Origin of the sequence: Actinoplanes sp. NPDC049802, from assembly GCF_040656595.1 — a bacterium.
GTDB lineage: Bacteria > Actinomycetota > Actinomycetes > Mycobacteriales > Micromonosporaceae > Actinoplanes.
Genome location: NZ_JBFAMR010000011.1, coordinates 125,999 through 139,243 on the forward strand (window position 1 = coordinate 125,999; position 13,245 = coordinate 139,243).

8 protein-coding genes are annotated in these 13,245 nt (G+C 72.6%); 3 read left to right on the forward strand and 5 right to left on the reverse strand.

The annotated features are described in order from the left end of the window. Positions 1-10: 10 nt before the first annotated feature. Complete coding sequence (locus tag AB0I88_RS11220; protein ID WP_361021221.1) at positions 11-2,875, reverse strand: protein kinase; 2,865 nt, start codon at positions 2,873-2,875, stop codon at positions 11-13. Between the two features lie 137 nt (positions 2,876-3,012). On the opposite strand from AB0I88_RS11220, the gene AB0I88_RS11225 reads away from it, so the two are divergent. Next, positions 3,013-7,773 carry an ATP-dependent helicase gene (locus AB0I88_RS11225; protein ID WP_361021223.1) on the forward strand — a complete coding sequence of 1,587 codons (4,761 nt, stop codon included), beginning with the start codon at positions 3,013-3,015 and terminating at the stop codon, positions 7,771-7,773. An 86-nt stretch (positions 7,774-7,859) separates the two neighbouring features. Here AB0I88_RS11225 and AB0I88_RS11230 read toward each other — a convergent pair whose 3' ends face one another. Then, entirely contained in the window at positions 7,860-8,789 is a 930-nt protein-coding gene (locus AB0I88_RS11230; protein ID WP_361021225.1) for an LLM class F420-dependent oxidoreductase, read from the reverse strand. A 74-nt stretch (positions 8,790-8,863) separates the two neighbouring features. Here AB0I88_RS11230 and AB0I88_RS11235 point away from each other — a divergent pair, with 74 nt between their 5' ends. Then, a complete protein-coding gene (locus AB0I88_RS11235) occupies positions 8,864-9,652 on the forward strand; it encodes an SAM-dependent chlorinase/fluorinase (RefSeq protein WP_361021227.1) in 789 nt (262 codons plus the stop codon). Positions 9,653-9,775: 123 nt separating this feature from the next. On the opposite strand, the gene AB0I88_RS11240 is transcribed toward AB0I88_RS11235, so the two are convergent. Next, entirely contained in the window at positions 9,776-10,513 is a 738-nt protein-coding gene (locus tag AB0I88_RS11240; protein WP_361021230.1) for an N-acetyltransferase, read from the reverse strand. A 58-nt stretch (positions 10,514-10,571) separates the two neighbouring features. On the opposite strand from AB0I88_RS11240, the gene AB0I88_RS11245 reads away from it, so the two are divergent. Continuing rightward, a complete protein-coding gene (locus tag AB0I88_RS11245; RefSeq protein ID WP_361021232.1) occupies positions 10,572-11,363 on the forward strand; it encodes a DNA-formamidopyrimidine glycosylase family protein in 792 nt (263 codons plus the stop codon). Position 11,364: 1 nt separating this feature from the next. Here AB0I88_RS11245 and AB0I88_RS11250 read toward each other — a convergent pair whose 3' ends face one another. Together AB0I88_RS11250 and AB0I88_RS11255 are read right to left on the reverse strand one after the other, a co-directional pair. Next, entirely contained in the window at positions 11,365-12,135 is a 771-nt protein-coding gene (locus AB0I88_RS11250) for a hypothetical protein (RefSeq protein WP_361021234.1), read from the reverse strand. 30 nt (positions 12,136-12,165) lie between these two features. Beyond that, entirely contained in the window at positions 12,166-13,026 is an 861-nt protein-coding gene (locus AB0I88_RS11255) for a PspA/IM30 family protein (RefSeq protein ID WP_361021236.1), read from the reverse strand. Positions 13,027-13,245: the final 219 nt, after the last annotated feature.

The following is a 13,245-nucleotide window of genomic DNA, read 5'->3' on the forward strand; positions in this document are numbered from 1 at the left end:
CACGCCTCGTTCACGAGGCGCCGGGAAGAGGACGGCCGGTGGAACCCGCCGCGAAGAAGGTGCCGCGGATCATCTGGATCTTTGCCAGATCCGTGGTCCAGGTCTTCTCCGCGGTCGTCCAGCCGAGGGCGTAGGCTCGGCCGTCCACGACGAACCACCGGAGAATGGTGTGCCGGGCCGCGCCGCTGCGGGAGCGGTAGCGGTACTCCCAGTCGGCGGCCTTGTGCAGCAGTGCCACCGCCTTGAGGTCAACCTTCGAGTAGCCGGGCAGGCCGTTCGGTCCGGCGAGACGGCGCTCCTCGGCCTGCAACGCCTGAACCGGGTCGGCGGTGGGGTCCCGGCCCACATCGAGGCTCAACACCCGGGAGTTGCGGGCGTTCCGGAAACAGTAGGTCGTGCCGATCCGCTGGTAGGTCCAGTCGTCGGGGACGGCGACGTGAAAACCCGACCCGTCGCTGAAGTAGGACCAACCGGTGGGCAGCGTCCATCCGTTGACACCGCGGGTCGAGCCCTTCCGTGGGGTCGCCGGCAGGCCGGCCGGGGGCGGATCGTCACAGAGGACCGGCGCGAAGGACTCCAGTCGAGGTGAGGTCGCCACGGTGGAGGGTGGCGGAGAGCTCGCCGGGGCGGGCTCCGAAAGCCCCAGCGAGCCGGCCGGCGGGGCGATCGGGCCGGGCGACGATTCCACCGGGGAGTTCGGGCCTTCGGACGGGGGCACCGAGACCGGGGCGGCGCCGGTGGGAGACGGCGTGACCGTCACCAGGGACCCCGTCGCCGTCGGCGGGGAGGGGAGGAAGACCTGCGGGCGTGGATCGTTGCGTTCGGCCAGGTAACCCGCGAGCAGACTGCCGCCGAGCACCAGCATGACCAGTGCGGTGACGGCGAGTCTGGCGTGGGTCACCCGTACCGATCGGGTGGGGGCCGGGGTTGACGTCCGACCGGACGCCGCGCGGACGACGACGGCCTGACCAACGGACGGTGCGAGCCGCGTGGCCTCCGGCTCGGTCGGAGCGGGCGGCGGTGGATCCGTGGGGTCGTTGCCGGTGCGCTCGCCGACGAGGCCTTTGTCCGGAGGGGACACGCCGGTGACAGCCGGATTGGATGGCACCGGCTTTTGCCAGCGCTCCAGTTCCATACCCGCCGCGGCCACCGGGACGACGGACACGGCCTCCCCCTGCCGCTGTCCCTGCCGCTGCTCCTGCCGCTGCTCCTGCCGCTGCTCCTGCCGCTGCTCCTGCCGCTGCTCCTGCCGCTGCTCCTGCTGCTGTTCCACGGACCGAGTGGCCCGCCCATCCGCTTCGGGTGAACCAGGCCGGGCACCGGGAATCTCCGCCTCGAGTGAACCCGCCAGGCCACCGGGAATCTTCGCTTCAGGTAAGCCCGCCAGGCCACCGGGAGTGTCCGCGGCGTCCGGTGGGGCCTGATGACTTGCCGCTGCCGTTGCGAGTGGGCCGAGCCCGTCGGAGGCGCCCGCTACGCGTTGCGTACCGGGGAAGCTTCTCGTGTCCGGCTCGACGGGATCAAGGTGGCCCGTCTCAGCGGAACCGTCGCCCTCCGCGGTCTCCCTGCGACTATCAGGCCGCACAGCGGGCGCCTGAACCGTCGGCGGCCTCTCCCCCGCGGAAGAAAGGTGCTGCTCCACCTCCGCGGGACGGACGGTGGGACCGGCCGGTTCCGCTCTTGGCCCCGCGGAGGCGGGACCGCCGGGCGACACCGGTGGAGGCGACATCCGCGTCACCTCCGGCGGTGCGGACGGCACGGACGCGGTGCCCGCGGCCCTCGCCGGGCCGGGCGCGGGTCGCGGCCGGCCGGGGCTCGTTCCCACGTCGGGGGCGACCATCGGCGGCTGCGGCGACAACCGGCTGGTCACCGACGCCGTTCCGCGGTGCGGGCGCGCCGGGGACACCGGTACCGCCGCGTGCGAGGAGCCCGGCGCCGTCTCCGGGACCGAGCCGGCGTCGGCGGTCTCCGGGACCGAACCGCTGCCGGCGGTCTCCCGGGGTCTTCCCCGGCGGCCGGCGCGCTGACCGGGCAGGAACGGGATCTTCTCCTGCGGGTCCTCGAACACGATCATGCGCAGGCGCCGTTCGATCTCCGGAACAGTGAGGCGGGTGGCCGGCTCATATCGGAGAAGGCCGCCGAGCACCGACGTCAGCGGGCCGGCCCGGACCGGCGGGTCGGGGGGCTCGGTGGCGAGCGCCGCGAGGGTGGCCATCGCGGTCTCCCGGGCGTAGGGCGACCGGCCTTCGACGGCCGCGTACAGGGTCGCCCCCAGCGACCACAGATCCGACTCGACGGTGGACGCGCCGTCACGGGCACGTTCCGGGGACACGTACTGGGGCGAGCCGACGATCAGGCCGGGCGCTGTCACCGACCCGTCGTCGACGAAGGTGGCGAGACCGAAATCGGTCAGCACCACTCGCCCGTCGGTTCCGATGAGCACGTTGTGCGGTTTCACGTCACGGTGCAGCACCCCGGCCCGGTGCGCGGCGGCGAGGGCGTCCAGGACCGCCAGGCCGATCCGCGCGGCCTCCGCCGGCCCGTACGGACCCTGATCCTGAAGGACCTGGTGGAGCGAGCGGGACGGCACATATTCCATGACGATCCAGGACAGTCCCGCGGCGTGCACGACATCGTAGATGCGGACCACGTGAGGATGGTTGAGGCGGGCCGCGCTGCGCGCTTCACGGAGGGTCCGCTCACGCAGCCGATCCTGTTCAGCACCGGTCATCCAGTCTGGCGGGACGATCTCCTTGACGGCCACGTCGCGGTGGAGCATCTCGTCGCGGGCGAGCCAGACCCGCCCCATGCCACCGGCGCCGACCGGCTCCAGGAGACGGTACCGGCCCGCGACGAGCATCTGCCTGACCGCCATCGGCACCCACCCATCAAGTCGGGTATCAGGATAATCAGCCACAGACCGACCAAGGAACGACGATCACCCGGTCCCCGCGTGGGACCGCTCGGCGACGCGGGACGGTTTTGTCGTACCCCCGGGGCAGGATGTGAGGTGTGCGAGAGGTGCTCGAGAAGTTCGGGCCGGCCACCCGGGAGTGGTTCAAGGCCGCCTTCGCCGCGCCTACCGCCGCTCAGACCGGGGCGTGGCGGGCGATCGGCGCGGGGCGTAACGCCCTGGTGGTCGCGCCCACGGGGTCCGGCAAGACGCTGGCGGCCTTCCTCTGGTCGCTCGACCGCCTGGCCGGTGAGCCGGTCCCCGAGCAAGCCCGGCAGCGGTGCCGTGTGCTCTATGTCAGCCCGTTGAAGGCGCTGGCCGTCGACGTCGAGCGCAATCTGCGCGCCCCGCTCACCGGGATCCGGCAGGCGGCCGGGCGGTTGGGGCTTCCCCCGCCGGAGATCACCGTGGGGATGCGGACGGGAGACACGCCGGCCGACGAGCGGCGCGGTTTCGCGCGGACCCCGCCGGACATTCTGATCACCACGCCCGAGTCGCTGTTCCTGCTGCTCACCTCAGCCGCGCGAGAGTCGCTGCGGGGTGTCCAGACGGTGATTCTCGACGAGGTGCACGCGGTCGCGGCCACCAAGCGGGGCGCGCATCTGGCACTCTCCCTGGAGCGGCTGGACGCGTTGCTCGAGCGCCCGGCCCAGCGGATCGGCCTGTCCGCGACGGTGCGCCCGATCGACGAGACGGCACGGTTCCTCGGCGGCGCGCAGGATGTCGAGATCGTGCAGCCGCGCAGCGCCAAGACGATCGAGGTGTCGGTCGAGGTCCCGGTGGAGGACATGACCCGCCTCGACGAGCAGCCCGATCCGGATCCCGGCGAGCCGGGCGGCGGCCGGCACACACCGTCGATCTGGCCGGCCGTCGAGGAGCGGGTGCTCGACCTGATCGAGGCGCATCGGTCGACGATCGTCTTCACCAACTCGCGGCGTGGCTCGGAGCGTCTGTGCGCCCGTCTCAACGAGCTGGCCGCGGAGCGGGCCGATCCGTCGTTCGCGCAGGCGGCCGCCGGTTCCCGGATGCCCGCGGAGATCATGGCCCAGGCCGGCGGCACCCGGGGCGCGCCGCCGGTGGTGGCCCGCGCCCACCACGGCAGCGTCTCCCGTGAGGAGCGCAAGCAGATCGAGGAGGCCCTGAAATCCGGGCAGTTGCCCGCCGTGGTCGCGACCTCCAGCCTGGAGCTGGGCATCGACATGGGCGCGGTGGACCTGGTGGTGCAGATCGAGGCGCCGCCGTCGGTCGCGGCCGGACTTCAGCGCATCGGCCGGGCCGGTCACCAGGTGGGCGCGGTGTCCCGGGGCGTGGTCTTTCCGAAGCACCGTGGCGATCTTCTGTCCTGCGCCGTGGTGGCGGAGCGGATGGGCGAGGGTGCGATCGAGGAGCTGCGCTGTCCGCGCAACCCCCTCGACGTGCTCGCCCAGCAGATCGTGGCGATGGTCGCGCTGGACGAGTGGCAGGTCGACGATCTCGCCATTCTGGTGCGCCGGGCAGCGCCGTTCGCCGAGCTGCCGTCCTCGGCGCTGCACGCGGTCCTCGACATGCTCTCCGGGCGGTACCCGTCGACCGCCTTCGCCGAACTGCGGCCCCGCCTGGTGTGGGACCGCGCCACCGATCAGCTCACCGGGCGTCCCGGCGCGCAGCGGCTGGCGGTGACGAGCGGCGGCACGATTCCCGACCGGGGGACCTTCGGGGTCTTCCTGGCCGGTTCGGAGCGTGCTTCCCGGGTGGGCGAGCTCGACGAGGAGATGGTGTATGAGTCTCGCGTCGGCGACGTCTTCCTCCTGGGCTCGACGTCCTGGCGGATCGAGGACATCACCCCCGACCGGGTGCTCGTCTCCCCGGCGCCGGGCGCGCCCGCGCGGATGCCGTTCTGGAAAGGCGACTCCCCCGGGCGCCCGATCGAGCTGGGCCGGGCGATCGGCGCCCGGCTGCGCGCGCTGGCCCGCTCCGGCGACGACAAGGCCACCACCGACCTGCGCGGCTCGGGCCTGGACGAGTGGGCGGCCGGCAACCTGGTCGCCTACCTGCGCGAGCAGCGGGAGGCGACCCGCCACCTTCCGGACGATCGGACCGTGGTGGTGGAGCGGTTCCGCGACGAGTTGGGTGACTGGCGGATGACCGTGCACTGTGTGCTGGGCGCCCGGGTCAACGCGCCGTGGGCGCTGGCGATCGGCCGTCGGCTCAGCGAGCGGTTCGGGGTGGACGGTCAGGTGATGCCGTCGGACGACGGCATCGTCGTGCGCCTGCCGGACACCGCGGAGGAGCCGCCCGGTGCCGACCTGATCACCTTCGATCCGGAGGAGATCGCCCAGATCGTCGAGGAGGCGGTCGGCACGTCGGCGCTGTTCGCGTCCCGGTTCCGGGAGTGCGCTGCCCGGTCGCTGTTGCTGCCGCGCCGCGATCCCCGCCGCAGGCAGCCGCTCTGGCAGCAACGGCAGCGCTCGGCGCAGCTGCTGGACGTGGCCCGCGAGTTCGCCGACTTCCCGGTGACTCTGGAGGCGGCCCGCGAGTGCCTGCAGGACGTGTTCGACGTTCCCGGACTGGTCGGGCTGATGCGGGAGATCTCCGGCCGCAAGGTTCGGTTGGTCGAGGCGGAGACGGCGCGGCCGTCGCCGTTCGCCCGTTCACTGCTGTTCGGCTACGTCGGCGCCTTCCTGTATGAGGGTGACGCCCCACTGGCCGAGCGCCGGGCCGCCGCGCTGACTCTCGACTCGACGCTGCTCGGTGAGCTGTTGGGGCGGGTGGATCTGCGGGAGCTGCTCGATCCCGACGTGGTGGCCGAGACCGAGGCCCAGTTGCAGTGGCTCACCGCCCCGCGCACCCCGCGCGACGCCGAGGACGCGGCGGAGCTTCTGCGGCTGCTCGGTGATCTGGCCGCGGCCGAGCTGGCGGTGCGCGGCGTTCCGGAGGAGTGGCTGGAGCAGCTCGCCGCGACCCGGCGTGCGATCCGGGTGCGGGTGGCCGGCGAGGAACGCTGGATCGGCATCGACGACGCCGGGCGTTATCGGGACGCACTCGGGGTGGCGCTGCCGGTCGGCATTCCCGAGGCGTATCTGGAGCCGGTCGCCGATCCCCTCGGTGACCTGGTCGCACGATATGCGCGGACCCACGGCCCGTTCGCGGCGGCCACCTGTGCGGCCCGGTTCGGGCTCGGGGTGTTCGTCGTCGAGCAGGCACTCAAGAGGCTCAGCGCGACCGGCCGGGTCACGTCGGGTGAGTTCTCCCCCGGTGGCGCGGGTAGCGAGTGGTGCGACGCCGAGGTGCTGCGGATGCTGCGGCGCCGTTCGCTGGCCGCCCTGCGCCGGGAGATCGAGCCGGTTCCACCGTGGGTGCTGGCGTCGTTCCTGCCACGCTGGCAGCAGGTCGGCGGCAACGCCCGTGGGGTGGACGCGCTGGCGGCCGCGATCGAGCAGGTGCAGGGCGTGGCGGTGCCGGCGTCGGCGTGGGAGCGGCTGGTGCTGCCCGCCCGGGTCGCCGACTACGCACCACCGCAGCTGGACGAGTTGTGCGCGGCCGGGGAGGTGTTGTGGGCGGGATCCGGCTCGATCGCGGGTGGGGACGGCTGGGTGACGCTGGCCTACGCGGAAAGCGCGCCGCTACTGCTGCCACCCCCTGACGAGGAGTTCGCGGCGACCCCGCTGCACCAGTCGGTTCTGGACGCGCTCGGTGATGGGCAGGCGCTGTTCTTCAGGTCATTGTCCGACCGGGTCGGCTCGACCGACGACACCGAGCTCTCCGCCGCGGTGTGGGACCTGGTGTGGGCGGGTCACCTGACCAACGACACGTTCGCGCCGTTGCGGGCGCTGCTCGGAGGCAGCGGCGCGCACCGGGCGAAAGCCGCACCGGCCCGCGCCCGCTACCGACGTCCCGGACGGCCGAGCATGCCCGCTCGGGGCGGGCCGCCGAACATGGCGGGCCGCTGGTCCCGGCTGCCTGAGCGGGATCCCGACCCGACCCGGCGGGCGGCGGCGATCGCCGACGTGCTGCTGGAGCGGCACGGTGTGGTGACCCGGGGTGTGGCCGCCGCCGAGGGGGTGAGCGGCGGGTTCGCGGCGATCTATCCGGTGCTGGCCGCGCTGGAGGAACGCGGAGCCGCCCGGCGGGGCTACTTCGTCGAAGGGCTCGGTGCGGCACAGTTCGCGGTGCCGGGCGCCGTCGACCGGCTGCGGGCGCTCAACGAACCAGGCACCGCCGACCGACCGCGCACCACCGATGAGCCCGGCGCCATCAGCCGGCCAACGGCGCCCAACGAACCAGGCACCGCCGACCGACCGCGCACCACCGATGAGCCCGGCGCCATCAGCCGGCCAACGGCGCCCAACGAACCAGGCACCGCCGACCGACCGCGCACCACCGATGAGCCCGGCGCCATCAGCCGGCCAACGGCGCTCAACGGGCCGGGCGCCGCTGGCCGACCACCCGCCGCGGTGGTGCTGGCCGCGACCGATCCGGCGAACCCCTACGGCGCGGCACTTCCTTGGCCCGACCGCGTCGTCGACAGCGGCGACGGGGAGACGGTCGCCAAGGCCGGCCACCGCGCGGGCCGGAAGGCGGGCGCCCTCGTGGTGCTGTCCGGTGGAGATCTGGTCCTCTACGTCGAACGCGGCGGCCGTACCCTGCTGTCGTTCGTGGACGTGCCCGAGCTTCTCACCCGGGCCGCGCATGGTCTGGCCGGCGCGGTCCGTTCGGGCGCGCTGGGTGCGATGTCCGTGGAGCGCGCCGATGGCGAGTCGGTGCACGCGTCGCCGTTACGGGACGCTCTGACCGCCGCCGGCTTCCGCACCACGCCGAGAGGCCTGCGGCTCCGCGCCTGACCCGGCCGTGGAGCGGGCGGGCCCGGCGAAGCGCCGGGCCTACCCGCCCGCGAGTGGCCCGGCGCCGATCCGCTTGAGCGGAAACGTCAGAGCTTCGGCGCGACCTCGGCCGCCACCAGGTCCACATGGTCGAGGTCGGTCAGATCGAGCACCTGCAGGAACAGACGCGAAGCCCCGGCCTCCGCGTAGCGGCGGATGGTGTCGACCGCTTCGGCCGGCGTGCCGACGACACCGCCGTTGGCGCGCATCTCGTCGGCATCGCGCCCGATCGCGGCGGCCCGGCGACGGACCTCGGCGTCGTCACGGCCGACGCAGAGGACCGCGGCGGCCGAGTAGGTGAGCGGCTCGGTGCGGCCGAGGGACTCGGCGGCGGCGCGGACCCGGGCGTACTGCGCGGGAATGTCCTCGAGCTTGGCGAACGGGACGTTGAACTCGGTGGCGTACCGGGCCGCCAGGTAGGGGGTGCGCTTCTTGCCGTAGCCGCCGACGATGACCGGCGGGCGGGGCGACTGGGCCGGCTTGGGCAGCGCGGGCGAATCCAGGACCTGGTAGTGCTTGCCCTGGAAGTCGTAGGTGGCACCGACCGGGGTCTCCCACAGCCCGGTGATGATCTCCAGCTGCTCCTCGAGCCGGTCGAAGCGCTCGCCGAGCGTCGGGAACGGGATGCCGTACGCCTGGTGCTCCGCCTCGAACCAGCCACTGCCGAGCCCGAACTCGACGCGGCCACCGCTCATGGCGTCCACCTGGGCGACGGCGATCGCCAGCGGGCCGGGCAGCCGGAAGGTGACCGAGCTGACCAGCGTGCCGAGCCGGATCCGGGAGGTCTGCACCGCGAGAGCGGCGAGCGTGATCCACGCGTCGGTCGGGCCGGGCAGGCCGGACACATCGCCCATCTTGAGGTAGTGGTCGGAGCGGAAGAACCCGTCGTAACCGCCGTCCTCGGCGGCTTTGGCGACCCGCAGGAGATCGTCGTGGGTGGCACCCTGCTGGGGTTCGGTGAAGATCACGAGACGCATGGATCAACACTGCCACGTCAGTTCGGCGTGCCCGCCCTCCACCCCAGGAGCGACAGGCAGTAACGTTGACCACCATGGGCGGTTATGGATGGATCAGTTTCACGACCGATTACGGCACATTTGATGGCTTCGTAGCCGCCTGCCACGGATCGATCGCCCGCGTCTCCCCGGACACCAGGGTGATAGACGTCACTCACCACGTGCCGCCGGCCGACGTCAGCCGGGGCGCCGCGGTGCTGGCACAGACCGCGCCCCACCTTCCGCCGTCGGTGCATCTCGCGGTCGTCGACCCGGGTGTCGGCACGGCTCGCCGCGGTGTCGTCCTCGTCACGCCGAACGGCCTGTTCGTCGGCCCCGACAACGGCCTGCTCATCTGGGCCGCCGAGGCGCTCGGCGGCATCACCGCGGCCTACGAGCTGGACAACAAGGACTGGATGCTCGGCGACGTCTCCCGGACGTTCCACGGCCGTGACCTGTTCGCCCCGGCCGCGGCCCGACTGGCGGCGGGCGCCGATCCGTCCGAGGCCGGCCCCTGCGTGGACCCGGTCGGCCTGACCCGCCTGCCGGATCCGGTGGTCACCATCGGCGACGGCTGGCTCGAGGCAGAGGTCCTGACCGTCGACCGTTTCGGCAACGTCCAGCTGGCCGCCGAAGGTTCCGCGCTCTCCGGGCTCGGCATGGAGCTCATGGTCAACGGCGGCGTCCGGGCCCGCCGCGGCGCGACGTTCGCCGACGTCAACGTGGGCGAGCTGCTCGTTTTCGCCGACTCGGCCGACCGCGTCGCGATCGCCGTCAACAGTGGCCGCGCCGTGGTCCTTCTCTCCGTGGTCCCCGGCGACATCGTCCGCATCACCGCCCGCTGAAACCCTTCTCCGGTACGCGGCGAGCCGCCCCCGAAAGCACCCGCCCCGTTCCGCCGTTCCACGCGGGCCCCTGCCACTCCAGCCCGTGCCGCGCCCACCGGGCTGAGATCGGTGGCCAGGCCGTCAGATGCGGTGGTGGACCCAGACGTTGGGCTCGACGTAGACCGCGTGATCCTGGTCCACGTCGCAGTGGACGGGTGACAGTGCGTCCGGCACGTCGACCGGACCGGTGGCGTCGAAGGGCAGGCCGGTCCACGACCGCCACTGCTCCAGCGTCCCGGCGTAGGTCATGCTGTAGTGCGCCACGTTGACGATCGTCGCCCCGGCTCGGACGTGCACGCGCAGCCACGGGTCGACGGGCAGTCCGTCGTCACGGGTCGCGTACGCGTACGCATCGATGGGTTGTCTGATCTGAGCGTGTTTGCCGCTGGGCCGGACGGGCGCGACCAGGTCGGTGAAGCCGTGTTCGGCCGCGTTGTCACGCATCGCCGAGAGCATCCGGCCGGAGAGGCCGCAGCCACGCAGATCGCGCCTGATGTTGATCTCCAGGGCCGAGACCATCGTGGGTTTCGTCCCGCTGAGGTGATCATGGACGGCCTGCCGGATCACCCAGTCCCAGCCGCCCTCGGGCAGCCCGCCGGCCGGGTCCTCGTCCCACGCGAACGGCACCGAGTGCGCCTTGGCGACCGCCCGCCCGGTCTCCTTGTCCACCGCGAGCAGTGAGAACTCCGGCCAGAACCGGTCGAAGTAGCGGTAGTAGAGGGCACCGGTCGGATCCTTGGACATGAACTCGGGCCAGCCACCGCCGAGTTCGTCATAGAGGTCGAACCGGTCCCCGATCGGTGCGATGTCGAGCTCCATGCGGGCAGGATGCCAGGCGCCCGGGGTCGGGGCACCCGTTTTTCGAGAGGATGGGGCCATGCCGGAAGGGGACACCGTCTGGAACACCGCACGCGTGCTGGAGCAGGCTCTCGCCGGGGAGGTGCTGACCGGCTCCGACTTCCGGGTTCCGCGGCTGGCCACCGCCGACCTCAGCGGATGGACCGTCGCCGAGTCGGCGAGCCGGGGAAAGCACCTGCTGCTGCGCCTGAACAGGGACGGCCGGCCACCGCACACCCTCCACTCCCACCTGCGAATGGACGGCGCGTGGCGGGCCTACGCGCCCCGGGAACGCTGGACCGGACGGCCCGCCCACCTGATCCGGGTGGTGTTGCGCACGGCCCGCTCGGTGGCCGTCGGGTACCACCTGCACGAGGTGGCGCTGATCCCGACAGTCGACGAGGAGCACCTGGTCGGGCATCTCGGCCCGGATCTGCTGGGAACCGACTGGGATCCGGCCGAGGCGGTTCGCCGGATCGCCGCGAAACCGTCGGCGACGATCGCCGAGGCGCTGCTGGATCAGCGGAATCTGGCCGGGGTGGGCAACCTCTACAAAGCCGAGACGCTGTTTCTGCGCGGTCTCTGGCCGTGGACGCCGGTCGCCGGGGTGGCCGATCTGACCGGCACGGTGGAGCTGGCGCAGAGGCTGGTCGCCTCCAACCGGGGCCGCTGGACCCAGACCACCACCGGTTCGTTGCGCAAAGGCGAGACGAGCTACGTCTACGGCCGTCGCGCCCAGCCGTGCCGCCGCTGTGCCACCGCGATCCGCAAGGCCGAACAGGACGAACGCGTCACCTACTGGTGTCCGCGCTGTCAGCCGGAGCCGGGCTGAGTCAGCCGGCCGCCGCCGGTGGTGTGCGGATCTCGGTGGTCCGCAGCTCGGCCAGGCCCTCGGCGATGCCGCGCAGCCGGTCGGCCGCGTCGACGAGACTGAAGTAGGCCGGGTGGCGGGTGTCGATGAGCGGCTGCCCGTCCTCCGCGACGTAACTGGCGGCGGCCGCGACCAGCGCCTCGAACGCCTCGACGCCCTCGCTGAACTGCTCGGCGAGCCCGGCGTGCGACTCCACGAGCGCGTCGCGCCGACCGCCCTGACCGAGCGGGATGGCCCGCTCGACGCTTGCCGCCCGCTGACCCAGGTCACGCAGCCACTGCTCGGCGGTGGCCGCCTCGAACACCGCGGCCTCGCCTTCGCCGGTCAGCCGCCCGGCGAGCCCGGCCATGGTCTGTGAGGCGCGCTCCAGCCGGTCCCACGAGTCGGCGATGACCGACCCGCGCAGGGCGAACCGGTTCTTCTGGCGGCGCACCTCCTGCACCACGGTCCGCCCGGCGGGGAACCGCTGCAGCGCCGCGGTCAGCTTGGTCTCCGGCAGGGCGGGCGGCGGCGCCGGCTGGGCGGCCAGCTCACGATGGTCGCTCCAGCGCCACCAGGCCAGCACGGCCGACGCGCCGGCGCTCGCGGCCCAGGCCGCGTCGGCGATGCCTATCCCCACATACGGGGTGAGGACGGCCGCCGCGGCGGTCAGGCCGCCACCCAGCACGCTCCATCGGCGCGCGGAGCCCCGCAGCCGCTTGAGCCGCCGGAAGTACCTGGTCCGCTCGTCCACCGTCGCTCCCCTCCCCGTCGTCTCCGCCGCTCAGCCCGCGGCGGTGGTGTCGCCCCGCTTCTGATTGAGGCTCGCCCTGATCTCGTCGAGACGGGCCACACCGGCCGGATCGGCGGCCGGGGCAGCCGGCTGCTCGACGGCCGGGCGCTCGGTGGCGCCGCCCAGCTTCTCCCCCGCCATGCTGGCGCGGATCTGCTCCAGGCGCGACGAGCCGGCCAGGTCCAGGCTGGATTTCTGCACCTCCAGCATGCGGCCCTCGACCGAGTTGGCGGCCAGCTCGGCACGGCCCATGGCGCTCGCATACCGCTGCTCGATCTTGTCGCGCACCTGGTCCAGCGACGGGGTGTTGCCCGGCGCGGCAAGCTGCGACATCGACTCCAGCGACTTGGCCACGGTCTCCTGCATCTTGGCCTGCTCGAGCTGGCTGAGCAGCCGGGAGCGCTCGGCGATGCGCTGCTGAAGGACCATCGCGTTGTTCTCGACCGCCTTGCGGGCCTGCCCGGCGGCGGCGAGCGCCTGGTCGTGGAGGGTCTTCAGATCCTCCATCGACTGCTCCCCGGCGACCAGTTGGGTGGCCAGGGTCTGCGCGGTCGACTCGTACTTCTGGGCCTCGGACTCGTCACCGGCGGCGCGGGCGCGGTCGGCGAGCACCAGAGCCTGGCGGGCCATGCCCTGCAGCTTCTCGACCTCGGACATCTGCCGGGACAGCTTCATCTCGAGCTGCCGCTGGTTGCCGATGACGGCGGCGGCCTGCTGCACGAGAGCCTGATGCTGGCGCTGAGCGTCCTCGATGGCCTGCTGGATCTGGACCTTAGGGTCGGCGTACTCGTCGATCTTCGCGCCGAAGAGCGCCATCATGTAGTGCCAGCCCTTGACGAACGGATTCGCCATCTCGTGGTGTCCCCTCAAATGTCGCTCCATCGGACGCGTCACCGCAGTTTCGAGCGGTAACGCGAAACCCATCGTGACAGCCGGACGCCAGCGGCGTCACGGGTCCTCCGGGGGATCTCAGGGTCTCCCCTGGCATCGAGGCTACGCCTCCCTGAGTGGCTTGAGCGAGGCGCCGAACCGACACACGAAACAGGCCGGACCGCCCAGGGAGCGGCCCGG